The following is a 23,690-nucleotide window of genomic DNA, read 5'->3' as shown; positions in this document are numbered from 1 at the left end:
TTTCCTCGGGAGTAATTTCATGCGTTTGATCTTGTCTATCGGTGGCGGCGTGCTGGCGCTCGTCATACTGGTGTTGGCATTTCTGGCCTGGACACCGGCCCCGCCGCGCGTGGATGAAGCCGCCATCCGTGCTGCCGCCGCAGAATATTCCGCCCGCATCATCCGCGACTCTCTTGGTGTGCCGCACATCTACGGTGAGCGCGATGCCGATGTTGCCTTCGGGCTCGCCTGGGCGCATGCCGAGGATGACTGGGAGACAATCGAGCCCACACTGATCGCCGCACGTGGCGAACTGGCCCGGTATGATGGTCAAGCCGCGGCACCCACCGATTATATCGTCCAGCTTCTGCGTATCCGGGAAACGGTCGCCGCCCGCTATGAGACCGAATTGACCGCCGAAGCCCGCGCTATTGTCGAGGCCTATGCCGACGGCATGAACGCCTGGGCGCTAGAAAACAGAGGCCGCGTCAGATCCGGCGTGCTTCCGATGACGGGACAGGATGTTGTCGCCGGCTTCGTATTGCGGACGCCCTTCATGTACGGGCTGGACGCGGACATTGGCGAATTGTTCGAGGACGAGCGCCAGCGCACGATTTCCATCGGCGAGACGGAAACCGCCTTTCACCTGATCGACGGGCCCAACCCAGAACTCGGATCAAATGCGTATGCCATCGCGCCTTCGCGCTCGGATGATGGCGCGACGCGGCTGATCGTCAATTCGCATCAACCCTTTACCGGCCCGGTGGCGTGGTATGAAATCGGACTGCACAGCGCGGAAGGCTGGAATGCCGGAGGGGCGACCTTCCCCGGCGCGCCGCTGGTGCTGCACGGCCATAATGAGAATCTTGGCTGGGCACACACCGTCAACGCCCCTGATCTGGCCGACATCTATGTGCTGGAGATCAATCCGGACAATGAAAATCAATACCGTCTGGATGGCGAATGGGTGGATTTCGAGACCGGAACAGCCGCGCTTCGGGTGCGCCTGTTCGGACCGTTCTCATGGGTGTTCAATCGCGAGCTCTTATGGTCCGCGCATGGTCCGGTCATCCGGCAACCGCATGGCACCTATGCGATCCGGTTCTCCGGCCATGACGAGGTGCGCGGCGTCGAGCAATGGTATCGCATGAACCGGGCGTCCAGTTGGGAGGAATGGCGTGCGGCCATGGAGATGCGCGCCATCACCAGCCTCAACACCGTCTATGCTGACCGCGACGGCAATATCGCCTATCTCTACAATGCGCGTATGCCCGTTCGGGCCGAAGGCTATGACTGGCGGGAATACCTGCCCGGCGACCGGTCCGATCTCATCTGGACAGAATACCAACCCTTCGACGCCCTGCCGCTCCTGCTCAATCCGGCATCGGGATTTGTCACGAATGCCAATAATACACCCTTCCGCGCGACCGACCCGGCTGATGATCTCCGCCGTGAGGACTTTTCCGCGACATTCGGGATCGAACATGAAATGACCAATCGCGGTCAGCGCCTGCTGAATCTGCTGATCAATGATCCATCGATCAGCGGGGCCGAAGCGCTCGAATACAAGTTCGACCTGTCCTATGCGCCGGATTCACCGGTTGTCAGACTGGTCAGCCAGCTGCTGGCCATGGATCTGGACGAAGACCGCCTCCTGATCGAGGCGCAGGACGTGCTGCGGGCTTGGGATTTCTCGACGAATATCGAAAACCGGTCTGCCGCACTCGGCGTACTCACGGCGATCAAATGTATCGAGAATCGTCACGATACACGGCCCTTCACCTGCGAGCCGGAAGAAGCCCTGCGCGCTTCCGCCGAAGACCTGATGGCCCATCACGGCCTGCTCGATCCGGAATGGGGCGAGGTCAATCGGCATGTGCGCGGCGAGGTCGATCTGCCCGTCGATGGCGGACCGGACATCTTGCGCGCCATCTATTGCGGCTGCCAGGAATTGAACGAAGACGGGCAGTTCGTTGGCGTCGCCGGCGACACCTACATCATGGCCGTGGAATGGGATGCAAACGGCCATCTGGAGAGCCGGTCCATCCACCAGTTCGGCTCGGCGACACTGGACGAGACCTCACCGCATTATGCCGATCAGGCCGATGATTTCGTGGCCATGGAGCTTCGTGACTTTCCGTGGATGCAAAGCGAGGTGCTCGACGGTGCGACGCGGGATTATGTCGTGGGAAGGCGCTAGCTACTCCCCGAAGCTGCCCATCACACCAGGGAAGACGACCGGGCTTTCAGAGCCGTCCGCAGCGACGGAGGCCACACCGAAATAGTAATTGTCGATGACGACATTTTCCAGCGTGTACTCGGTGACATTGCCGACGAAGCGGGAATACTGCCATTGCGGCTGGTCGGTATAGCGCCAGTAGATGCGGTATCCGGCCAGATTGGCAGCAGCGGCCGCGTCCGGTGCCGACCAGCGCAGCGTCGTATCCGGCGACACCGCACCTTCAATCTCGACATTGGCCGGGAATGGCGGTGCTCCGGCCATCATCGCCAGGGCGGCGGCGTTCAGAGAGGTCAGCTTGGCGGCATAGTCGAAGTCCACAAACTCGATCGTGTCGCCGTAATGGCGGCCGTCTTCATTGCGCAGATCCTGATGCTGGCGGTCATAGTGCTCGTGCACTTCCATGATGCGCACGCCGGGAATGCCCACATCGTTGAACGGCCGATGGTGACCGCCGCGGCGGAAGCGGTCGAGGCGGTAGACAAGCATGGTATCGAGATTGGGAATGTACTGATCTGCCACGCGGTCGATCAGGCGGGCCAGATTGCGCGAGGGGCTATCCACCTCGCCGCCCTGGAAACGGCGCGTGATGGCTTCTTCCGGAGTCTCTGTTGCACGTGTGCCCTCGGAAAAGATTCGCGCAGTGGAATTGTCGATAACACCGTCAATACCGGTGATATTGCCGATCATGTCATTGTTGAGAACAGCCTTGATGCGCCAGCCCTGTTCCAAAGCGTGCGCGGCCACGATCTGTCCGCCGAACAGGCCCTGCTCTTCTCCGGAGAGGGCCGCATAGATAATGGAGCCGGCAAATTCATGCTGCGACAGCACCCGTGCCGCTTCCATAACGCCCGCGACACCGGACGCATTGTCATTGGCCCCCGGACTATCGGAGGTGCCGTTCAGCGGATCGGTGACGCGGCTGTCGATATCGCCCGCCATCATGACATAGCGGTCCGGGTCCAGCGTGCCGCGCTGGATGGCGAGGACAGAGACCACTTCGGTCGGCTCGGGGATGCGGGTTTCGCCGGAAATCGTGTCGGATACGTAGATGACTTCGAGACAGCCGCCGCAATCGGCCGAAATGCGCTCGAATTCATCGAAGATCCAGCGCCGGGCCGCACCAATGCCGCGGGTTTCGCTCTCCGTTTCCGACAATGTATGGCGGGTGCCAAAGTCCACCAGCGTCTGGATATCCGATCCGATACGCTCGGCCGACACGTCCGCGACGATGTCGTGAATGGCCAGCACTTCCGACGGCGGAGCGGTCTGGGCCATTGCGGCAGCCGGCAAGACAACAGCACAAGCGGCAATCATCATGGAACGCATAAATTTTCTCCCCGTTCAAGCCGGACTGAAGGCTAGAGCGCTGATGGCTGCAGTCAAATCCAAAAGTGAGATGGTGGGCCCGGAGGGACTCGAACCCCCAACCTAGCGGTTATGAGCCGCCAGCTCTAACCAGTTGAGCTACAGGCCCCCGTTTCAACGGAGTGATCAGAGCAATACCGGTCCTCAAGCAATCCGCCAAGCGGCGATGACGGTGACATGAACAGTTCCGCCATAATGGAGCCAAACCCCTCCTTCATGCGTTATAGTCAGATCAATCGCCAAAAAGGAGATTTCCATGCTTCGTGCCCTCATTCTTGCCTCCGCACTTGTCCTGCCTGCCGCGACCGCCTACGCGCAGGACGACGAGCCCGGCCGGCTGTCGTTGTCTGCTACCGGTGAAGTGAACATTACGCCTGACATGGCCACCGTGCAGTCCGGCGTCGTCACCGAAGCCCCGAGCGCGTCGGAAGCGCTGAACGCCAATTCGCAGGCGATGAACGGTGTTTTTGCCGCACTGGATCGCGCCGGTATCGCGCGCCAGGATGTGCAGACCTCGAATCTTCAGATCAATCCGGTCTGGTCAAACTATTCGGAAGGTGGTGAACGCCGTATCACCGGCTATCAGGCTACCAATACAGTGACGGCCCGGGTCGATGAACTCGACAGCCTGGGTGCCACAATCGATGCGCTGGTCAGCTCCGGCGCCAACCATATCCAGGGTGTCACCTTTGGCGTGGATGATGACAGCGATGCGCGCCGTCAGGCCCGCCTGAATGCAGTGGCTGAATTGCAGGACATTGCCGAACTCTATGCCGGTGCGCTCGGGATTGAACTCGGTGGCTTGCTGGAGTTTTCCGAAAGCGGCGGGTTCCGCCCGCAGCCCGTGTCCAGCTTTGCGCGTATGGAGAGCATGGACGCCTCGACACCGGTCGCTGCCGGTCAGCTGACGATTTCGGTGACAATCAATGGCGTCTACGAGATCGCTGACTAGGCGGCCTGTTCGCGGTTTTCGCGATACAGACCAGCCGCCGGAATAATCCAGGCGTGCGCCTCTTCCATTGACGGGAAGGCACGCGCCTGGAGGGATTTTCCGGTTAACAGACGTGTCATGAAAAGGACGTGGGCGACCTGCTTTTCGTTGAAGACATAGGCGAAGGGCAGGCCGTCCGGCAGACCATCGCCAAAAGTCGCGGCGATATCATTATATTGCTGCATGGTGTGACCCAGTGTGCAGCCGGAGTAATCGAGAATCACGCCATTGAGGGGAGCCGTTGAAAAGCGCCTCACGAGTGTCTGTGCGTTCTCGATGCTGACCCGGTAATCATTGGATCCGAGAAGACAGGCTTGGAAAATACCCGGCAGATCAATAATGGATTTATCGACTCGGAAAGTCACATTTGCTCCGGAAGCCATTGATCGTTCCGGACACTCTATCTGAAATGAGTCTAGATATTCTTAAGCGGCCTCTCGCGTTTCCACCGGCCGGTTCTGCTCATCGAAAACGATGACACCCGGCTGGTGGCGCTCGGCCTCGGCGGCCTCCATCTCGGCATAGGCGACGACGATAATCCGGTCGCCGACCTGGGCGAGACGGGCCGCTGCGCCATTGATACCGAATTTGCGTGAACCGCGCGGTGCCGGAATGGTGTAGGTGGTGAAGCGGGCACCATTATTGATGTTCAGCACATCGACCTGCTCATAGGGCAGGATTCCTGACGCATCGAGAAAGTCCATATCCACCGAAATCGAGCCCTCATAGTGGAGATCCGCTTCGGTGACGGCGGCGCGGTGCAGCTTTGATTTCATCATTTTGAGGCGCATGGCAGACTCTACCTGTTCAGAATGTTGCGGCGCATATAACGCATCGGCGCGCGGGGATATAGTGTTTGTGTTCATTTCCGCAACGGAGCATGCCGATGGCCCGACTTGCCGCACTTCAACATGCAATGTCGCCCGACATCGAAAGCAATCTTGAAACCGCACGACGAATGCTGGAGGCGGCGGCGAAAGCAGGCGTGAAGCTTGCGGTTTTTCCTGAAGTGCAATTATCGCCTTTTTTCCCGGTGCGCCGCGGAAATGATGCCGGCCGCTACGTCATGACCGCGGATCATCCCGCCATAGCGGCGTTAAGCGAAATGGCAAAAGCCCATGGCATTGTGACCGTCGCGAATATCTATTTTCAGGATGATGAAGGCTCGCGTTTTGATGCCTCGCCCGTTTTTGATGCCGACGGGACGCTGCTGGGTATCTCCAAGATGGTGCATATCGCCCAGTTCGAGAATTTCTGGGAGAAAGATTATTACGCTTCGGGATCCGGCTTTGATGTCTATGACACCGCAGCGGGCCGGCTCGGCATTGTTATCTGCTATGACAGGCACTTTCCGGAAAGTTATCGCGCTTGCGCCCTTCAGGGGGCAGAGATTATCGCGACGCCGACCTGCAATCTGGCGGGAGAACCTCTGGACCTTTTTGCCTGGGAAATGCGAACGCTTGCCTTCCAGAATTCGGTTTATTCCATTCTGGCCAATCGCTGCGGCGTTGAAGGCGAGACCAGCTATGGCGGGCACTCTGTGATCGCGGGACCGGACGGCGCTCTCCACGCACAGGCTGGCAACACGGAGAGTGTTTTAACGGCGGACTATGACCTCACGCGGCGCGCAGAGATCGCCAGAGCCTATGGCTGGCTGGGAGAACTCAAGCCCTGGCTCAAGCCGGGATTGCGGGAATAGTCTAACCTTCCCGCCACTTCTCCATCGCGGAAGAAATGGCAAAGGTCTCGCGGTATTTCGGACTGTCAGATGGGCGCGGCGCACGGTCGCGCGTCAGCTCCATGATTTCCGCCAGCTTGTTATGCGCCGCGCCCGGTTGCCCGGCTCCGATATAGGCGTGAAGTTCGACCAGAGCATTGGACAGCGGATCGTCGGCGCGAATGACGAAGTAGGGCTCGTCATCGGCGAGGTCGTCATAGCAGTCATATTTGGATTTGTTGGATTTGGAACCCAGCGTGCGGTCAGTCGACATGGCGGCAGCCCTCTTGAATACGAATCAGTGTTGTCAGTGTAGCGCGGCAGGCGTGATTGATCAGCCCGCACCTGCCGCATCCAGCAGCGCGCCGCGCGCCATGGAATTCTGGAAAAACATCCGGATCAGCACATTCGCCATTGCATCGACACCAAGCGAACAGACGCTTTCTTCGAAGATAGATATGGTCCGCTGGCGCCAGCTGCTATCGCGACAGATGCAAAACGAGCTGCCGTTCGTGCGGATGGTCGCGGTGCTCGAACAGGTAGAGTCCTTGCCAGGTGCCCAATGCGAGCCGCCCATCCGTGACGGGAATGGAGAGCGAGGTGGCCGTGAGTGCTGATTTGATATGAGCAGGCATGTCGTCCGGGCCTTCTGTGGTGTGTCGCAGCCAGGCCATGGACGAGGCATCGCCATTCGGCACAAGGCGGCGAAAGAATTCGTCCAGATCCCGGCGCACATCCGGGTCGGCATTTTCTTGAATCACCAGCGAACAGGAGGTGTGCCGGACAAAGCAGATCAAGAGGCCCTCGCCATCGGCATTGCCCCGAACGAAATGGTCAGCGTCGCGGGTGAATTCATAAAGGCCCGGGCCGGTGGTCGAAAGGCGAAGCGTCGTCTGAGGCATAAGCTAGAGCCCGTTCAGCTCCCAGCGCCGGACCAGCTTGGCCGTTCCGCCGGAGCTTTCATAGAGGCCTTCGGCGGCGTCGGTTTCCGATGACGTCCACATCATGAATGTCGCCGGGCTGTCGCGCACATCCTCGACCACCGCTTCGAACAGGGCGCGGCCCGCGCCCTCTCCCCGGCCATCCTGACCCACGCAGACCTCGGCGAGCCAGGCTCCGGCCCCGCCATGACCACTGTCATAATAGGCGTGCCAGACGGCATAACCGATGGCTGCGCCATCCTTCTCCGCCACGAGGACGTGGAAGCTCGCATCATGGGAGAAGAGAGTCGCCTTGATGTTTTCCGGCGTGCAGTGCTCTGTCGAGTCGTTGACGACTTCATTCAGCTCGCGGGAGAGACGCGCGATCGCGGCTGCGTCTTTGGGCCGGGCAGCGCGGATGGTGAGTTCGGTCATGATGCTCTCCTTGCTCTCGTTACCGTAACGGCTTCAGTCCATTTGACCGGGCGCCGGCGTTGTCGGGTCAGGATTTTCGCCAGAACACGCCGAAGCGATCGATGGTCACCAGCGGATCTGAAATTCTACGTCTGGCCCGGAAATCCGTTACAGCAGTCTCACATGTCGACAGACCATAGTCGTCGATAATGCAATACCCACCCGGCACCAGCTTGTCATAGAGCGCTTCAAGTACATCCATGGTCGAGGCGTACATATCTCCATCCAGCCGGAGAATCGCCAATGGCCCGATATCGGCCGTTGGCAATGTGTCGGCGAAAAAGCCCTTCAGGAACACCACACGGTGGTCCATCAAACCATACCGTTCAAAATTCCGGCGTACCTCGGCTTCCGACACAGCAAGAACATCGTATTGATGGAGCGTGTCGCCGGCATCCTGCGGATAGCGATCCACATCCGGAGGCGGCAGCCCTTCAAAACTGTCTGCGACGAACACGCAGCGTTCGCGATCACCCAATGCTTCGAGCAGCCCGCGCATGAAGATGCAGCTCCCACCGCGCCAGACGCCGGTTTCTATCAGATCGCCTTCTATGTCGTCCGATATCACCGAGCGGACGCAGGTCTCGATATTATCGAGGCGTTTGAGGCCGATCATGGTATCGGCATAGCCAGGCCAGTATTCGCCGCCGATCCTTTCTGCAGCCGTCACCGGCCGGGTTTCGGCGATCATCAGGTCCCATCGCGATATCAAGCCGGACAGGCGCCGCAAGATCCGCCGCCATACTGTGCGATTGCGGCCCGCAAAATAATCCACCGGCATAGGTGGTTCCGGCCAGAGTTGAAAGGACAGCGCCTTCTTGAGCAAGTCGATATAGAGGTCCTCGCTTCGTCTCATCGAGTCACTCCCATCGTCAATACGCTGCCCTCAACCGGGCGATGTCGCCTAGTTATCCAGGAAGCTCCGCAGCTTGCGGCTGCGGCTCGGGTGTTTGAGCTTGCGCAGGGCCTTGGCTTCGATCTGCCGGATACGTTCGCGGGTCACCGAGAATTGTTGGCCGACTTCTTCCAGCGTGTGGTCGGTATTCATACCGATGCCAAAGCGCATCCGCAGCACGCGTTCCTCACGCGGGGTGAGTGAGGCGAGCACGCGAGTCGTGGTTTCCCGCAAATTGGCATGGATGGCCGCATCGATCGGCAGGACGGCATTCTTGTCCTCGATGAAATCGCCGAGATGGGAGTCTTCTTCATCACCGATCGGCGTTTCGAGAGAGATCGGCTCCTTGGCGATCTTCATCACCTTACGCACTTTTTCCAGCGGCATGGCGAGTTTCTCGGCCAGCTCTTCCGGTGTCGGCTCACGGCCCCATTCGTGCAGGAATTGCCGCGAGGTGCGAACGATCTTGTTGATGGTCTCGATCATGTGCACCGGAATCCGGATGGTACGGGCCTGATCCGCGATGGAGCGCGTGATCGCCTGCCGGATCCACCAGGTCGCATAGGTCGAGAATTTATAGCCGCGGCGATATTCGAATTTATCGACCGCCTTCATCAGGCCGATATTGCCTTCCTGAATCAGATCGAGGAATTGCAGCCCGCGATTGGTGTATTTCTTCGCAATCGAAATAACGAGACGCAAATTGGCTTCGACCATTTCCTTCTTGGCGATGCGCGCTTCGCGTTCGCCTTTCTGGACGGCTTTCACGATACGGCGGAAGTCATCCACGGGAACACCGGACCGCGTTGCAATCTCGGCAATTTCTTCGCGAACCTTCTCGACCTCGACGGCCTCACGTTCAACAAACCGCTTCCACGCCTTGGTCTTGTCCTGATATTCATCCAGCCAGTTCGGATTTGTTTCGTTTCCGAAATAAGCTTCCATGAACTGGATGCGCGAGACGCCATGTGCGTCGGCCATGCGCAGCAGCTTGCCCTCGAGCGCCATCAATTCCTTGTTGATCGCATAGAGCTGTTCGACCAGCGCCTCGATCCGGGCATTGTTGAGGTGAAGGCTGTTGAGCTCGGTGACAATCCGGTTTTCCAGCTCCTCATACTTCTCGCGGCTCTGCTTTGTGAGGTCCTTGCCCTCGGCGCGCGCGGTGACGAGTTTGTCCTGAAGTTTACGGAAGGCCGCAAAGTCGGCGGCGATCGCATCCAGCGTCACCATCACTTCTTCGCGCAGCTCGGCTTCCATGGCGGAGAGGGAAAGGTTTACGCCCTCCTCCTCGTCATCATCGTCGTCGTCGCCGCCTTCGCCTTCGACCTTGTCTTCCTTGTTCTTCTCTTCATGCCCTTCCGGCATTTTCGGCTTGGGCTTGTCTTCCGGCTTGCCGCCCGGCTGCTGGTCCGGCCGTCCGGTTTCGGAATAATCCGGCTGCGGATTCTTGCCGCCATAAGTGGCGTCGAGATCAATCACATCGCGCAGCAGAACGCGGCCTTCCGCCACTTCCTCGCGCCAGACCATGATGGCCTCGAAGGTCAGCGGGCTTTCGCACAGACCGCGGATCATGGCATTGCGGCCGGCCTCGATGCGCTTGGCAATGGCGATTTCGCCTTCGCGGGACAGCAATTCGACCGTGCCCATTTCGCGCAGATACATACGAACAGGGTCGTCGGTGCGATCAGCCGACGATGGCGTGTTCTGACCGGTGACAGCGGTCGATCCCTTGGCGCTGACGGCCTTGCCGCCCTCGTCGTCGTCTTCGTCATCCTTTTCGTCGTCGTCGCCGTCTTCAGACTTGGACTTGGCTTCATCCTCGTCTTCGGGCGAATCCTCATTGTCGATGACATTGACGCCGACTTCGGACAGCTGGGCCAGCACGTCCTCGATCTGCTCGGAGGTAAATTCCTCCTCTGGCAAAACCTTGATGATTTCATCATGCGTGACAAAGCCGCGTTTTTTCGCGGCCTTGATCATCGCCTTTACGGACTGATCCGTGAGATCGAGCAGCGGTCCATCCTGTGGCGTTTCGCCGGAATTGGCTGGAGCTGTCGATTTCGTTTTTGTTGCCATTATCCGTTTTTCCTGTCCGGCGGCATGACGCCGCTCGTAATTCCTGACTTCGCCCGGCCTATTGGCCGGTCTGCCGACGCGCCTTGCCGCGGCGATGAACTTCCATCAAGCCGCGCAACGTATCGGCATCATCATTCTCGATCTCCTCGGCGAGCCGAGACCGCATTTCCTGCCGCTGCTTATTATACCCCGTCTGTTCCATATAATCGCTTGCGATGCGTGTCCAAGCCTCTTCTCGCTGGATAACAGTTGCGGTCTCACCACCCAGCGCCGCCCGCATGGGCTGTTTTTCAAGATCAAGACGCTTCAATGCACTCGCAAACCCCTGCCCTGCAAGGTGATTCCGCAAGCCACCCGTCTGCTCGACATGCCCTTCGGCCAGTGCATCCAGAATAGCATCCCGAAGCGGATTCAGCTGCACACAGTTCAGCAGAGATAACATTTCGGTCTGGTTTTCTGCAATTTCCGGGTATTCAACCGCGGCCAGAAGCAAGTGACGCAAGCGCGTCGGAACCGGCCCCGTCTCGACAAGGCGCTTGGTTTCGGCAGTGGCGCCCAGGGCCGCGCCCTTTTTGACGTATCGCCCACCCGATCGCCGCGTCGAGCCGAAAATCTGCTCCAGCTTCTGGTCAAACTCGCGCTGATACTCGGCCCGTACATCGGGGTTTTCGATTCGATAGAGCAGGGCGCGCAGCCGCTTGCGAAAACCGGCGCGGCGATCCGGATCGTCCAACGGCTCTTTTTCGGCCTCGATATCCCACAGAATCGACGCCAGAGGCCGCGAATGCCCCAAGGCTTCCGTGAGGGCAGATGCCCCCTCATCCCGCAGCATGTCATCCGGATCCTTGCCCTCCGGCAAAAAGACAAAGCGCAAGGTCCGCTCCGGCTCCAGCAGAGGGAGTGCGCGTTCTGCGGCCCGATTGGCGGCCATACGTCCGGCATTATCGCCGTCAAAGCACAGGGTCGGCTCACCGCCCGCGCGCCAGAGCAATTGCATCTGGTCCTCGCCCAGCGCGGTTCCCAGCGGCGCCACGGCATGTTCGATCCCGGCCCGCGCCAGCGCGATGGCGTCGAAATAGCCTTCCGCGACAATCAGTCCGCGGGCCCCCGATTTAGGATTGGCTGCAGCTTTGCGGGCTTGCGGGTAGCGATAGAGATTATGCCCCTTGTGAAAGATGGGGGTCTCCGGCGAATTGAGATATTTTGCCCGGGCATTCGCCGACATCGCCCGCCCGCCAAAGGCCACCAGCCGCTCGCGCGGGTCGCGGATGGCAAACATGATGCGGCCGCGAAAGCGGTCATAGGGCGCACCACCATCGTCCGGCGCAATCAGCAAGCCGCAATCGATCAACTCGTCCGGTTTCGCGCCAGCCGCGATCAGCTCGTCTTTCAGAGCTGTACGGGAATCGGGCGCAAAACCGATTTCATATGTTTCCCATTCTGCCGGTCCATAGCCGCGCCGCTCCAGATAATGGCGCGCATCGGCGCCCGCGCCCGACCGCAATTGCCGGGAAAAGAAGCGCTGCGCCAACTCCATCCACTCGATCAGGGATTTGGAAGCTTCGGCTTTTTTCGCCGCTTCCGGATCGGCTTTGGGCAGGGGAATACCGGCGATCGAGGCCAGCTGCTCTGCCGCCTCCATGAAGGACAGACCTTCCATTTTCATCAGCCAGTCAAACGCATCGCCATGCTCACCGGAGGCAAAGCAATGGTAGAATTTCTTCTCGTCATTGACGAAGAAGGACGGCGTCTTTTCCTTCTTGAAAGGCGACAGGCCGGCGAATTCGCGGCCCTGACGTTTCAGCTGAATCTTTCGCCCGACCAGATCCGACATCCGGACCCGGGCACGAATTTCATCCTTGAAATCGTCTGTCAGACGCATGGCGAATCCGGCTGCTCGAAAGACCGGCAGACTACGTCATGGCGCGCCAAATGGCGACGGCTCACGCTGCGTTGGTCAGCAGGTTCTTGATCTTCGCGCCAGCTTGCGAGAAATCCATACGGCCGGTGTAACGCTCTTTCAGAGCGCCCATGCACTTGCCCATGTCTTTCAGGCCTGTTGCGCCGAGTTCGTCGACGACGCCGCGGGCAGCATCCTCGATTTCATCGTCATCCATCGGCTTGGGAAGGTATTCGCGCACGATGTCAGCTTCCGCCCGCTCCTTCTCTGCCAGATCAAGGCGGCCAGCGCTCTCGTATGTATCCGCGCTTTCGTCCCGCTGCTTGGCCAGCTTCTGCAGGATGGCCATGATCTCGCCGGACTCGCAGCCCTGGCAGCGATCTTCCGCGCGGGCTGCAATGTCGCGATCCTTGATCGCGGTGAATACAAGGCGGAGCGTGGAGAGACGCACGGCATCCTTGTTTTTCATCGCCGTTTTCAGATCAGAAGTAATTCTTTCACGTATGGACATGCCACCGATAACCTCAATGCCTGACGGAAAATCCGTAAGCCGTTTGTTTTTAAACCGTTTTCCTGCTCAGGTCGTTTCTTGACGCTTTGCGGCCAGTCTCCTAGCTTCGCGCGCCACCAAGATATAAAAGATAGCGATCCCCGCCCTCTTTTTGCAAGGAGCGCGCTCGTATGACGACGACGCAAAAAAATCAAGCCCAAAAGCCAACAGGTTATGCCCGTCTGGTCCTCGCTGACGGCACCGTATTCACGGGCGAAGGCCTTGGGGCGACAGGCGAATCAGTCGGCGAATTGTGCTTCAACACGGCCATGACCGGCCAACAGGAAATTCTCGCCGACCCCTCCTATGCCGGCCAGATCGTCTGTTTCACCTTCCCGCATGTGGGAAATGTCGGGACGAATGACGCGGATGAAGAAGCCAGCTGTGATGCGGCAAAACACGCCGCAACGGGCATGGTCATGCGGGCGGACATGACCTCGCCGGCCAATTATCGCTCCATGTCCCATTTCGCGGACTGGATGGATCAGCGCGGCATAATCGGCGTTTCCGGCGTCGATACGCGGGCCATCACACGGCGTATCCGCGAAAGCGGCATGCCGATGGCCGTGATTGCGCACTCCGATACGGACGCATTTGATCTGGATGCCCTTCGTGAAAAAGCGCGCAGCGCGCAGACGATGGAAGGCCGTGAACTGGCCGCAGATGTCATGTCGAGCGAAAATGCAGACTGGAAAGACGGCGACTGGGACTGGGATACCGGCCATGGCGTCGGGCCAGCCGACGGCCCGCTTGTGGTCGCACTCGATTATGGCGTGAAAGCCAACATCCTCCGCCGGCTGGTATCGGCTGGAGCGCGGGTGACCGTCGTGCCCGGCAAATCGTCTGCCAAAGACGTGCTGGCGCTGAAGCCGGATGGTGTGGTGGTCTCGAACGGTCCCGGAGACCCGGCAGCGACCGGCCGATATGCCCTGGACGCCATCCGCGGCGTCATTGATGCCGGCATACCGGTGCTGGGCATTTGCCTCGGGCATCAGATGCTGGCGCTGGCGCTCGGTGGCAAGACGGTCAAGATGGCGCAAGGCCATCATGGCGCGAACCACCCGGTGAAAAATCATGAGACCGGACAGGTCGAGATCGTCTCCATGAATCACGGTTTTGCCGTGGATGCGTCCAGCCTGCCAGATGATGCGGTGGAGACCCATATCTCCCTGTTTGACGGCACCAATTGCGGCTTCCGTCTGACCTCGCGGCCCGTCATGTCGGTGCAGCACCACCCGGAAGCCAGCCCGGGCCCGCAAGACAGTTATGCTGTCTTCGACGGTTTCGTCGCATCGTTGAAGAAAGAGACTGCTTGATGAATCCCGCGCAGCAATGTCCCGCGTGCGGAGGCGCATTCGAGACCGCCTACGCGGCGTTCGATATTCCGCTGGGCCAGAAAGCCGGCATCAATGCCTGCAATACGTGCGGCCTCGCCCAACGCGATCCGGGCATTGCCTTCGACTTCACGCATCTGGGCGCCGAACATTATCTGGACGACTGGAAGGCGCTGGAGCTTTCCGGCCTGTCGTTCAAGTTCGATCGCATGATGGACGCGGCCCGCGACCTGACGCCGTGGGTGGTGAAGACCGGCCCATGGGACAAGCACGTTCTGGATGTCGGATCGGGACCGGGATATTTTCTGTTTCATGCCCGCGCCCACGGCTGGAAAGTCCAGGGCGTCGACCCGTGGCAGGCCATTGCCGCCTGGGGCACGAAGCACCTGAACATTCCCGTTGAACCGGTCCGTATCGAAGACAGCCAGTTGCCCGGCCATAAGTATGAGGTCGTCACGACGCTGGACGTCATCAGTTTCACCGACGATCCGGTCGCATTCCTGAAAGCCTGCCGCGCCAAGCTGAAGCCGGGCGGCCTGCTGATGGTATCGACGCCCAATTATGGCTCCGATATCCGCAAGGAAAAGGGCCCCGAATGGCCCAGCCTTGCCGCCAATGTACGACGTTGGTTCTTCACGCCCGAAAGTCTGGAGCGAACTGCCAGAGCCGCCGGTTTTGGCGCTTGCCGGGCCCAGCTCGCCGGTGGTGAAGGCGGCGATGAGGAACTGCTCTTCTACGCCCAAAACCCACACAAGGCGTCGATCAGCTGGTCGGATATTTCCGAAGAGACACCATCAGACAACATGCTGCCACCGCTGGACCGGCGGCAGGTCGATGCCAGCCTGTTGACGGATCAGCAAAAACACTGGCGCGAAAACGGCTATCTGATCTTGCGGAATTTCATTCCGGAAGACGTCGTGGATGCCTATTGCCGCGTTCGCGAGCGGATATCCGCAGACGGCGGCTGGGATGACGAGACGCCCTATATGGAGATCAGGGAGATCCGCGATCTCTGTCTCCACAAGCCACTGGTCGATACGCTTCACTCGCTGATCGGCGAGGAAATGGTGATGAATCTGAATCTCACCGGCTGGAAGACGACCCAGCGCGACTGGCATCAGGACGATTATCTCAATCCGGATGAAGTGCGCGGGCGCTATGTCGCTTGCTGGTTTGCGCTGGACACGATCACACCGGATTCGGGGCCGTTCCAGTTTGTACCCGGATCCCACCAGTGGCCGCATATCAAGAAAAGCAAAATCCTGAATTTCGTGCCTGAGGAAGTCCGGCAAACGCGGGCCTGGCCGATCCATTCCGAGCGCGTCCTGACGCCCTTCTTCGAAGAAAAGATTGCGGCTGAAAATCTGGAAAAGGTCGAATTCACGGCCGAAAAGGGCGATGTCCTGATCTGGCATGCCCGCCTTTTGCATCGCGGCACAGTGGCGAAGAACCCGGACCGCTTGCGCAAGGCCATCATTTCTCACTACACCGCGCTCGACGCCATGAAGCATTACGGCGCGGTTGAGCGCTGGGATACGGGCGGGCTGTATTTCGTCGAGAGCAAGAAACGCGAAGCCGATCCGGCGCGCGTTGTCGAAACGCTATAACCGGGGACGGGCCGTATGACAGCTTCATCCGGCCTGACACGGCGCGGTGCCCTGCTGGCCAGCCTGGCGGGGCTGGGTGTTGCCGCCTGCAGCGGACGTCGTGAAGCGCCCCCGGGTCTTTTGCGCGTCGCCATCAGCAACATGCCCGACTCGCTGGACCCGGCCATCGGCCAGTTCGCCGCCTCTGCCCTCCTCTACAAGCAACTCTTTGCACCTTTGACGGACTATTCTGATGACCTTGGCGTCGGGCCGGGGCTCGCGGACAACTGGTCTGCAGAAGACGCCGGACGCCGCTGGATCTTTACCCTGCGCGAGGACCTGCGATGGTCCGACGGGCATGAGCTGACCGCCGATGACGTTGTGTGGTCGGTGCAACGCATCCTCAACCCGGCTACGGCGGGCGGCGAGCTCGGCGATTTCTATGCGGTCGAGAATGCGCGCGCCGTCCTGACGGGGGAAATGCCGCCATCGGAAGTCGGCGTCCGGCAAGTTGGTGCGCGGCAAGTTGAATTCCGCCTGCAACAGCCTCTGGGCCTGTTTCCAACACTGATGCGGGAATTCTATCCCTTCCCGCGGCATGCCATCGAGGCCCATGGCAATGACTGGGTGCGTCCAGAAAACTTTGTGGGATCGGGGCCGTTCAAGCTGGCAGATGTCGGCGCTCTGTCTTTTGATCTGGTGCGAAATGATTTCAGTTATGCGCCGGCAGCCGTCGCCGCAGCCCATGTCGAGATTGTGGATGATGCGTCCACGCGTACACGCATGTTCAGAGCGGGTGATTTTGATCTGGCAGACGCCCCGCCGCCGACGCAGATTCCCTTATTGCGCCGGCAATTGGGAAATCGGGTTCACAGCTTCCCGGCCCCGAAATTCACCTATCTGAAAATCAATCTGCGCCGACCCGCTCTTCAGAATGTACGGCTCCGCCGATTTCTTTCCGTCGTGACTGATCGGGCCTTTCTCGCCAATCAGATCATGGCAGAGGCCGCGACTGAAACTCAAACCGTTATCCCCGATAGTCTGCAGCCGCCGCAGGCCGGTGTGGCACCCCCGTCCGGCGATTTTTCGGAATTGTCGCGGCTCACTTTGCGCACGACGTCAGGCGATCGCGAGCGTCTGGCCATTGCAATTGCCGATGACTGGAACCGCGCGGGCGTCCAGACGGAATTATTGGCGACGGCACCGGTTGATCTCTATTCGGCCGTTGATGGCGGCGATTTTGATATCGCCCTCTCACATTTTGACCGCGGTCTGAAAGCCAATCCCAACTTCATGATGGAGCCATTCACAGAAGGCGGGTTCGCCGACGATTCCGGCTGGTTTGAAACCGGTGCGCCGGAAGCCGATGCTTTCAACGCCGCAATCGCAGCAGCGCGCCAAGCTGTGGAGGACGGCGAACGAACGCGATTCTATCAACAGGCGGAAGCCATCCTGCTGGATCAGCAAGTCATCATCCCGCTTCTTCATGAACAGGCACACTGGCTGATTTCGGATCGTGTGTCAGGCCTGACGCCTGATGTTCAGCCACAAATCTGGCGGAACTTGTCAGTCAGCGGCGCGTAAAGCCTCTCGCCAATCCTGCGAATCCGGTCTATGACCGCCTCCTAGCACGACAACCGAACGCTTCTGGCACCGCCGCGCGCGAAATGCGCGCATTGCGGCGGCGAAAAGCGCGCAAATTTATACGGGGCCGGGATGCCAAAACGGACTGACATCAACAGCATTCTGATCATTGGCGCGGGACCGATCATTATCGGTCAGGCCTGCGAGTTTGATTATTCCGGTGTGCAGGCGGTCAAGGCGCTGAAGGAAGAGGGCTACCGGGTCATTCTGGTGAACTCCAACCCGGCCACGATCATGACGGATCCCGAGCTGGCGGATGCGACCTATATCGAACCTATCACGCCGGAAATGGTCGCCAAGATCATCGAGAAAGAACGCCCGGATGCGCTGTTGCCGACCATGGGCGGACAGACCGCCCTCAATTGCGCGCTGCAGCTGGACGAGCGCGGCATTCTGGAGAAATTCGGCGTCGAGATGATTGGCGCCAAGGCCGATGTCATCGACAAGGCCGAAGACCGCGAGCGCTTCCGCGAGGCGATGGACAAGATCGGCCTTGAAAACCCGCGCGCCGTCGTCGTCTCCTCCCCCAAGATCAGGGACGAAGATGGCCGCATCATTGGTTATGACCGGGCCGCGGGCGCGATCAAGGCCATGCAGGCCATCGACGAGATTGGCCTGCCCGCCATTATTCGACCGGCCTTTACGATGGGCGGAACCGGCGGCGGCGTCGCCTATAATCTCGATGAATACGAAACCATCGTCCGCGCCGGCATCGAGGCCTCGCCGACCGGCCAGGTTCTGATCGATGAAAGCCTTCTCGGCTGGAAAGAATACGAGATGGAAGTTGTTCGCGACAATGCGGATAATTGCATCATTGTCTGTTCAATCGAGAATATCGATCCGATGGGCGTGCATACCGGTGACAGCGTTACGGTGGCCCCTGCCCTCACCCTGACCGACAAGGAATACCAGCGCATGCGGACGGCCTCCATCGCCGTCCTGCGCGAGATTGGCGTCGAAACCGGCGGGTCGAATGTGCAATGGGCTGTGAACCCGGCCGATGGCCGAATGGTCGTCATCGAAATGAATCCGCGCGTGTCGCGCTCTTCGGCACTGGCATCCAAGGCTACCGGATTTCCGATTGCCCGCGTCGCGGCCAAGCTGGCGGTCGGTTATACGCTCGATGAAATCGAGAATGACATTACCGGCGGCGCAACACCCGCCAGCTTTGAACCGACAATCGATTATGTCGTCACCAAGATTCCGCGCTTTGCGTTCGAGAAATATCCCGGCGCCGAAAACATCCTGACGACCTCGATGAAGTCCGTCGGCGAGGCCATGGCCATAGGCCGGACGTTCCACGAGAGCCGGTTCAGAAAGGCGCTCGCTTCGATGGAAACTGGTCTTTCGGGCTTCGACGAGGTCGAATCGAGGGCGCACTGGACGAGGCACGCGATCACCCGCGCGCGGTCTCGGTCCCTGCCCGTCCGACCGGATGCGCACCATCGCCCAGGCCATGCGCCATGGGCTGACGGTCGATGAAGATCAACGCCGCCACGTGCGTTTGACCCGTGGTTCCTGCGCCCGCATCCGCGAAATCGTAGAGGCAGAGGCGGGTATCCGCCGCGACGGCCTGCCGATGACCGAAGAGGGCTTGCGCCACTGAAAGATGATGGGCTTTACCGATGCCCGCCTTGCCATGCTGACCGGACGCGACGAAGAACAGGTGCGCCGCGCCCGCGTCAATCTGGGCGTGCATGCGGTCTTCAAGCGGATCGACACCTGCGCCGCCGAATTCGAGGCGCAACCCCTACATGTATTCCACCTACGAGGCCCCGATGATGGGCGAGGTGGAATGAGGCGCGGCCCTCGGGCGCGAAAAGGTCGTCATCTCGGGGCGGCGGCCCGAACCGGATCGGTCAGGGGATCGAGTTCGATTACTGCTGCTGTCACGCCTGTTTCGCGCTCTCGGATGCGGGTTACGAGACGATCATGATCAACTGCAACCCCGAGACGGTCAGCACCGATTACGACACCTCGGACCGGCTATTTCGAGCCGCTGACCGCTCGAGCATGTCATGGAGATCCTGCGCGTCGAGCAGGAGAACGGAACGCTGCACGGCGTGATCGTGCAATTCGGCGGGCAGACGCCGCTGAAACTGGCGCGCGGGCTGGAGGCCGAGGGCATTCCCGATCCTCGGCACCACACCCGACGCCATCGACCTTGCCGAAGACCGCGAACGGTTTCAGGCGCTGGTCAACAAGCTGGATCTGAAGCAGCCCAACGAACGGCATCGCATCGAAGAACGCGCAGGCGCTCGCCATTGCGAAATTCATCGGCTTTCCGCTGGTTCTGCGTCCGTCCTATGTGCTGGGCGGACGAGCGATGGAGATCGTGCGCGATCGCGAAGGCCTGGAGCGCTATCTGCGCGAAGCCGTCGTCGTTTCCGGTAAAACGCCCCTGCTCGTCGATCGCTATCTGGAGAATGCCGACGAAGTGGACGTCGATGTGATCTGCGACGGCGAGGATGTCTTCGTGGCAGGCGTCATGGAACACATTGAAGAAGCCGGTGTGCACTCCGGCGACTCGGCCTGCTCGCTGCCGCCCTTCTCACTGTCGAAGGACATGATTGCTGAGCTGGAAGCCGAAGCGACCGCCATGGCCAAGGCCATCGGGGTCTGCGGGCTGATGAATGTCCAGTTCGCCGTGAAAGACGGCACCATATATGTACTGGAAGTCAATCCGCGTGCCTCGCGCACCGTGCCATTCGTGGCCAAGGCGATTGGCATCCCGGTGGCCAAGATCGCCGCGAAGGTCATGGCGGGAGCCAAGCTGGCCAGCTTTGGCCTGAAACGCCCCAATCCCAAACACGTCGCCGTAAAGGAAGCCGTTATGCCGTTCGCCCGCTTCCCGGGCGTGGATCCCGTCCTCGGCCCTGAAATGCGGTCCACCGGTGAAGTGATGGGCATTGATTCCTCATTCGAGAGCGCCTTTGCCAAATCCCAGATCGCTGCCGGCGTTAATCTGCCGCGCAAGGGCGCCGTCTTTATTTCGCTCAAGGAAGGCGACAAGCCGCTGATGATTGACGCAACACGCGCACTGGCGGATCTGGGCTTCGAGATTCTGGCGACCAAAGGCACCGCCAAAACCTTCACAGATGCCGGAATTCCGGTGCGGGTCGTCAACAAGGTCTATGAAGGCCGGCCGCACATTGTAGACGACATCAAGAATGGCCGGGTGCAATTAATCGTCAATACAACGGAAGGCCGGCTGTCCCATAAAGACAGCTATTCCATCCGTCGAACCGCACTGGAATTGAAGGTGCCGTGCTATACAACTGCCTCGGCAGCGATCGCGGCTGTGCGCTCACTTGAAAAGATTGATGAAGGAGCGCTTGAACCGCACGCCTTGCAATCCTACTCTAATTGATCTCTCCTCAATGCAGATAAGAACTGCCAAGAATCAAAAATGTCAAAAATTCCTATGACCGCCGACGGTTTCAAAGCCCTCGACGAAGAAATGAAGCACCTGAAAACGACTGAACGCCCTGCGGTGATTCAGGCGATTGCGGAGGCGCGCGAGCACGGCGACCTTTCCGAGAACGCCGAATACCATGCGGCGAAGGAACGTCAGGGCTGGATTGAAGGCCGTCTGGCCGAGATCGAGGACAAGCTGGCCCGCTCCCAGGTGATTGATGTCGCCAAGCTGAGCGGTGACACCATCATGTTCGGCGCGACCGTGACCGTCGTCGACGAGGACACGGATGCCGAAGCTGTCTACAAAATCGTCGGCGAAGACGAAGCCAGCGTCAAAGACGGCAAGATTTCCATCACCTCTCCGATTGCGCGCTCCCTGATCAACAAGGAAGTTGGCGATGTGATCGAGGTGAATGCACCGGGCGGTCTGAAATCCTACGAGATTTTGAAGGTCGACTGGATCTAGCCCGCACGATCCGAAACAGGAACGGCCGGGGCTTTCCCCGGCCGTTTTCGTTGCAGAACAGATCTTTCGCAATTTCGAACCGCGAACCCGGGTCCCGCTTTCGCTGAGAACGCCTTATCTCAGGCCGGGAACGTGATCGGCCGGATCAATGCGCTCGCCGTTCAAACGCACTTCCACATGGACATGCGGCCCTGTTGAATTGCCGGTATTCCCGACGCGTCCAATTTGCTGGCCTGAGGTCACGGTGTCACCAACCGCTACGTCAAAACCCTGCATATGCGCATAGACGGTCTGCCAGCCATTGCCGTGATCAAGGGCCAGCGTATTGCCCCATGCCTCGCTGCCGCCAAAACCGTATTCAGCATGCACGACACGCCCCGCCGCCGGTGCCAGAATGGCGGTCCCTTCCGGGGCCGCAATGTCGGTTCCGTTGTGGAAAGGCGGTGCCGCGGCGGGCCGGGCCGGGCGTGGGCCGAAATTACTGGATATCCGGCCGCCTTCTACCGGACGCGCCGTGAAAGCGACGTCGGCAGCCGGGGCCATGTTCTGAGCCAGATTCACGCGGTCAATATCCGCAGGGCTCTGTGCCGGGGCCGTTATTCCCATAACGGGCTCGATCTGTTGAACCAATACGGGCGCGTCCCGCCGGTCAATCCAGACCGCCTGGGCAACGGTCAACGGAATAACCACGGTCAACGCCGAGGCCGCAAGGATAGTGCTGCGAAACCGGGCGGGACGATGGCCCGCAAGTATTGCCTTGATACGCATTTTTCTATGTCTCCTGTCTTGTGGTCCAAAAGCGGAGGCTGCAGGCGCAGCCAACCGCATCGCGTCGATCAGCGTGGCGGCATAGGCCGTCCGCGCTGTGCTCCCCAGCACATCGAGGGTTTCAGCGTCACAAGCGAGTTCACGCGCCGTTGTGAGTTCCTGCTCGATCCATTTCAGCGGCAAATGAAACCAGAGCAGAGTGACAAGTGCAGAGCCAATGAGGCGTTCGCGCTCATCCCCGCGCCGGGCGTGAACATATTCATGAGTGGCCGCAATGCGGAGCGCGGCCGCATCATCGAAAAGGGATTGAGGGAAAATGATCACCGAGGCCCAGCCGGTCAGCACGGGAGCCGGAAGACTATCACTCACCAGTATGCGGATATGCGGCAGTTCACCATCCGGCACCGAAGCTTCAAGCATCCGGCATTCGTGCTCATCCGGCGAGCGGCTGGATTTCAGGAGCCGCGCCCTCTGGAAATGCCTTAGCCATGCCAGGGCAAGTGAGACCAGCAGACCGGCGAGATATATCTTCATCAATGTGACGAAACTTAATGCGGGAGGTGGTATGGGTCCCGCATTGCCGGTTTCGCTGGCCAGAAATGCGCCGCTCAGAGCTGTATGATCCATCATCGGATCCATCACAGCCAGCGGCGCGGCTGGCTCCGGAACAAGGTAGATCAACGGGGCTGCGATCAGCGGAATGAAGCAAGTCAGCCGCGCCAGCCGCCAGGTGCCGACGCCCGTGCCAGACGACATGGAATGGCTGAAAACGAGCCAGATGACTGCGCCCGCGGCAAGCGAAACCAACGCGCCGACTGCCAAAGCCTGGGCAAAGTCGGCCATCAGGATTCTCCATCGCCGGAGGCGTCTTCAAGCAAGCGGGTGAGCTCCTCGGCCTCTTCCTCGGTAAACAGCTTGCTGGAGGCAAAGGCGGTGGCCGAAATGGGTCCGTCCATATCGAGGATATTGGCCGCGAATCCCCGGATGAGCTGCCCCATAAGCGCGACCTTTGCCACATTCGCCGAAAAGACCGCGAGGCCATGACTGTCCTCGCGCCGGATCAATTCCTTTTCCGTCATGCGCAAAAGCAGAGTCCGGGTGGTCGAATAGGACCAGCCGGTTTCAGGTCCCATGGCGTTCTGGACCTCCCGGGCGCTTTGCGCACCGGCTGACCAGAGGTGTTTGAGAACAGATAGTTCGGCATTCGAGGGTGTGTTGGACATCTTCATCCGTCGCATACATGTTACGTTTGTAGCTTACGTTACGCCTGTAACACATCTCTGTCAACGACCGGGTTTCAAGCCACCCTCGAACAGCACACACCGTGGCCGAAACACAGCCGCCCCTTGCCCCGCCCGGCGGGATC

General features: G+C 59.8%; 19 protein-coding genes, 1 tRNA gene and 1 pseudogene. 8 read left to right on the top strand and 13 right to left on the bottom strand.

What is annotated here, in order from left to right:
* Positions 1 to 19 precede the first annotated feature (19 nt).
* Positions 20 to 2,179 (top strand): acylase, encoded by a 2,160-nt coding sequence (locus tag HXX25_RS02045; RefSeq protein ID WP_187166874.1) that lies wholly within the window; start codon positions 20 to 22, stop codon positions 2,177 to 2,179.
* Here HXX25_RS02045 and HXX25_RS02040 read toward each other — a convergent pair whose 3' ends face one another.
* Positions 2,180 to 3,496 carry a M28 family metallopeptidase gene (locus HXX25_RS02040; protein ID WP_370543752.1) on the bottom strand — a complete coding sequence of 439 codons (1,317 nt, stop codon included), beginning with the start codon at positions 3,494 to 3,496 and terminating at the stop codon, positions 2,180 to 2,182.
* A gap of 122 nt (positions 3,497 to 3,618) precedes the next feature.
* Positions 3,619 to 3,695 (bottom strand) — tRNA-Ile (locus tag HXX25_RS02035).
* Positions 3,696 to 3,842: 147 nt separating this feature from the next.
* Here HXX25_RS02035 and HXX25_RS02030 point away from each other — a divergent pair.
* Positions 3,843 to 4,538 carry an SIMPL domain-containing protein gene (locus HXX25_RS02030; protein ID WP_187166872.1) on the top strand — a complete coding sequence of 232 codons (696 nt, stop codon included), beginning with the start codon at positions 3,843 to 3,845 and terminating at the stop codon, positions 4,536 to 4,538.
* Here the strand turns inward: HXX25_RS02030 and HXX25_RS02025 are convergent.
* Positions 4,535 to 4,960 (bottom strand): hypothetical protein, encoded by a 426-nt coding sequence (locus HXX25_RS02025; RefSeq protein WP_187166871.1) that lies wholly within the window; start codon positions 4,958 to 4,960, stop codon positions 4,535 to 4,537. The genes HXX25_RS02030 and HXX25_RS02025 overlap by 4 nt on opposite strands.
* Positions 4,961 to 5,002: 42 nt before the next feature.
* Complete coding sequence (gene panD, locus HXX25_RS02020) at positions 5,003 to 5,368, bottom strand: aspartate 1-decarboxylase (protein WP_187166870.1); 366 nt, start codon at positions 5,366 to 5,368, stop codon at positions 5,003 to 5,005.
* Positions 5,369 to 5,463: 95 nt separating this feature from the next.
* Here panD and HXX25_RS02015 point away from each other — a divergent pair, with 95 nt between their 5' ends.
* Positions 5,464 to 6,276, top strand: coding sequence for a carbon-nitrogen hydrolase family protein (locus tag HXX25_RS02015; protein ID WP_187166869.1), 813 nt, complete (start codon positions 5,464 to 5,466; stop codon positions 6,274 to 6,276).
* A gap of 1 nt (position 6,277) precedes the next feature.
* On the opposite strand, the gene HXX25_RS02010 is transcribed toward HXX25_RS02015, so the two are convergent.
* The 7 genes from HXX25_RS02010 to HXX25_RS01980 all read right to left on the bottom strand — a co-directional run bounded on the left by HXX25_RS02010 (position 6,278) and on the right by HXX25_RS01980 (position 13,070).
* The gene (locus HXX25_RS02010; RefSeq protein ID WP_187166868.1) at positions 6,278 to 6,568 is read right to left on the bottom strand and encodes an aspartate decarboxylase; all 291 of its coding nucleotides are present in this window, start codon (positions 6,566 to 6,568) and stop codon (positions 6,278 to 6,280) included.
* A 205-nt stretch (positions 6,569 to 6,773) separates the two neighbouring features.
* Entirely contained in the window at positions 6,774 to 7,196 is a 423-nt protein-coding gene (locus HXX25_RS02005) for a secondary thiamine-phosphate synthase enzyme YjbQ (RefSeq protein WP_187166867.1), read from the bottom strand.
* 3 nt (positions 7,197 to 7,199) lie between these two features.
* The gene (locus HXX25_RS02000) at positions 7,200 to 7,649 is read right to left on the bottom strand and encodes a GNAT family N-acetyltransferase (protein ID WP_187166866.1); all 450 of its coding nucleotides are present in this window, start codon (positions 7,647 to 7,649) and stop codon (positions 7,200 to 7,202) included.
* A 67-nt stretch (positions 7,650 to 7,716) separates the two neighbouring features.
* Positions 7,717 to 8,544, bottom strand: coding sequence for a TylF/MycF/NovP-related O-methyltransferase (locus tag HXX25_RS01995; protein ID WP_187166865.1), 828 nt, complete (start codon positions 8,542 to 8,544; stop codon positions 7,717 to 7,719).
* 48 nt (positions 8,545 to 8,592) lie between these two features.
* Positions 8,593 to 10,659: an RNA polymerase sigma factor RpoD gene (gene rpoD / locus HXX25_RS01990; protein ID WP_187166864.1), complete on the bottom strand. Its 2,067-nt coding sequence runs from the start codon at positions 10,657 to 10,659 to the stop codon at positions 8,593 to 8,595.
* A 58-nt stretch (positions 10,660 to 10,717) separates the two neighbouring features.
* Complete coding sequence (gene dnaG, locus HXX25_RS01985; RefSeq protein WP_187166863.1) at positions 10,718 to 12,541, bottom strand: DNA primase; 1,824 nt, start codon at positions 12,539 to 12,541, stop codon at positions 10,718 to 10,720.
* A 61-nt stretch (positions 12,542 to 12,602) separates the two neighbouring features.
* The gene (locus HXX25_RS01980) at positions 12,603 to 13,070 is read right to left on the bottom strand and encodes a GatB/YqeY domain-containing protein (protein WP_187166862.1); all 468 of its coding nucleotides are present in this window, start codon (positions 13,068 to 13,070) and stop codon (positions 12,603 to 12,605) included.
* A gap of 170 nt (positions 13,071 to 13,240) precedes the next feature.
* Here HXX25_RS01980 and carA point away from each other — a divergent pair, with 170 nt between their 5' ends.
* The 5 genes and pseudogenes from carA to greA all read left to right on the top strand — a co-directional run bounded on the left by carA (position 13,241) and on the right by greA (position 21,556).
* Positions 13,241 to 14,425 carry a glutamine-hydrolyzing carbamoyl-phosphate synthase small subunit gene (gene carA / locus HXX25_RS01975; RefSeq protein WP_187166861.1) on the top strand — a complete coding sequence of 395 codons (1,185 nt, stop codon included), beginning with the start codon at positions 13,241 to 13,243 and terminating at the stop codon, positions 14,423 to 14,425.
* Positions 14,425 to 16,050: a phytanoyl-CoA dioxygenase family protein gene (locus HXX25_RS01970; RefSeq protein WP_187166860.1), complete on the top strand. Its 1,626-nt coding sequence runs from the start codon at positions 14,425 to 14,427 to the stop codon at positions 16,048 to 16,050. The genes carA and HXX25_RS01970 overlap by 1 nt, the downstream gene beginning before the upstream one ends.
* A 15-nt stretch (positions 16,051 to 16,065) precedes the next feature.
* The gene (locus tag HXX25_RS01965) at positions 16,066 to 17,613 is read left to right on the top strand and encodes a peptide ABC transporter substrate-binding protein (RefSeq protein ID WP_187166859.1); all 1,548 of its coding nucleotides are present in this window, start codon (positions 16,066 to 16,068) and stop codon (positions 17,611 to 17,613) included.
* Between the two features lie 132 nt (positions 17,614 to 17,745).
* Positions 17,746 to 21,043: pseudogene (gene carB, locus HXX25_RS14230) on the top strand (carbamoyl-phosphate synthase large subunit).
* 39 nt (positions 21,044 to 21,082) lie between these two features.
* Positions 21,083 to 21,556 carry a transcription elongation factor GreA gene (gene greA, locus HXX25_RS01955; RefSeq protein WP_187166858.1) on the top strand — a complete coding sequence of 158 codons (474 nt, stop codon included), beginning with the start codon at positions 21,083 to 21,085 and terminating at the stop codon, positions 21,554 to 21,556.
* A 114-nt stretch (positions 21,557 to 21,670) separates the two neighbouring features.
* Here the strand turns inward: greA and HXX25_RS01950 are convergent, their stop codons facing one another.
* The gene (locus HXX25_RS01950) at positions 21,671 to 23,167 is read right to left on the bottom strand and encodes a M23/M56 family metallopeptidase (RefSeq protein WP_187166857.1); all 1,497 of its coding nucleotides are present in this window, start codon (positions 23,165 to 23,167) and stop codon (positions 21,671 to 21,673) included.
* On the bottom strand, positions 23,167 to 23,547 hold the full coding sequence (locus tag HXX25_RS01945) for a BlaI/MecI/CopY family transcriptional regulator (RefSeq protein WP_187166856.1): 381 nt from the start codon (positions 23,545 to 23,547) through the stop codon (positions 23,167 to 23,169). The genes HXX25_RS01950 and HXX25_RS01945 overlap by 1 nt, the downstream gene beginning before the upstream one ends.
* Between the last annotated feature and the right edge of the window lie 143 nt (positions 23,548 to 23,690).

The sequence above is a fragment of the Hyphobacterium sp. CCMP332 genome, assembly GCF_014323565.1.
In the GTDB taxonomy this organism is placed as follows: domain Bacteria; phylum Pseudomonadota; class Alphaproteobacteria; order Caulobacterales; family Maricaulaceae; genus Hyphobacterium.
The sequence above is the reverse complement of the archived record's forward strand: the minus strand, read 5'-3'. Positions and strand labels throughout refer to the sequence as shown.

Coding starts and splice junctions, on each gene's coding strand:
- HXX25_RS02030 (WP_187166872.1), top strand. CDS start 3,843: ATGCTTCGTGCCCTCATTCTTGCCTCCGCACTTGTCCTGCCTGCCGCG.
- HXX25_RS01995 (WP_187166865.1), bottom strand. CDS start 8,544: ATGAGACGAAGCGAGGACCTCTATATCGACTTGCTCAAGAAGGCGCTG.
- HXX25_RS02000 (WP_187166866.1), bottom strand. CDS start 7,649: ATGACCGAACTCACCATCCGCGCTGCCCGGCCCAAAGACGCAGCCGCG.
- HXX25_RS02015 (WP_187166869.1), top strand. CDS start 5,464: ATGGCCCGACTTGCCGCACTTCAACATGCAATGTCGCCCGACATCGAA.
- greA (WP_187166858.1), top strand. CDS start 21,083: ATGTCAAAAATTCCTATGACCGCCGACGGTTTCAAAGCCCTCGACGAA.
- rpoD (WP_187166864.1), bottom strand. CDS start 10,659: ATGGCAACAAAAACGAAATCGACAGCTCCAGCCAATTCCGGCGAAACG.
- HXX25_RS01945 (WP_187166856.1), bottom strand. CDS start 23,547: ATGTCCAACACACCCTCGAATGCCGAACTATCTGTTCTCAAACACCTC.
- HXX25_RS02010 (WP_187166868.1), bottom strand. CDS start 6,568: ATGTCGACTGACCGCACGCTGGGTTCCAAATCCAACAAATCCAAATAT.
- carA (WP_187166861.1), top strand. CDS start 13,241: ATGACGACGACGCAAAAAAATCAAGCCCAAAAGCCAACAGGTTATGCC.
- dnaG (WP_187166863.1), bottom strand. CDS start 12,541: ATGCGTCTGACAGACGATTTCAAGGATGAAATTCGTGCCCGGGTCCGG.
- HXX25_RS02005 (WP_187166867.1), bottom strand. CDS start 7,196: ATGCCTCAGACGACGCTTCGCCTTTCGACCACCGGCCCGGGCCTTTAT.
- HXX25_RS02045 (WP_187166874.1), top strand. CDS start 20: ATGCGTTTGATCTTGTCTATCGGTGGCGGCGTGCTGGCGCTCGTCATA.
- HXX25_RS01950 (WP_187166857.1), bottom strand. CDS start 23,167: ATGGCCGACTTTGCCCAGGCTTTGGCAGTCGGCGCGTTGGTTTCGCTT.
- HXX25_RS01965 (WP_187166859.1), top strand. CDS start 16,066: ATGACAGCTTCATCCGGCCTGACACGGCGCGGTGCCCTGCTGGCCAGC.
- HXX25_RS01970 (WP_187166860.1), top strand. CDS start 14,425: ATGAATCCCGCGCAGCAATGTCCCGCGTGCGGAGGCGCATTCGAGACC.
- HXX25_RS01980 (WP_187166862.1), bottom strand. CDS start 13,070: ATGTCCATACGTGAAAGAATTACTTCTGATCTGAAAACGGCGATGAAA.
- HXX25_RS02025 (WP_187166871.1), bottom strand. CDS start 4,960: ATGGCTTCCGGAGCAAATGTGACTTTCCGAGTCGATAAATCCATTATT.
- panD (WP_187166870.1), bottom strand. CDS start 5,368: ATGCGCCTCAAAATGATGAAATCAAAGCTGCACCGCGCCGCCGTCACC.
- HXX25_RS02040 (WP_370543752.1), bottom strand. CDS start 3,496: ATGGCCCAGACCGCTCCGCCGTCGGAAGTGCTGGCCATTCACGACATC.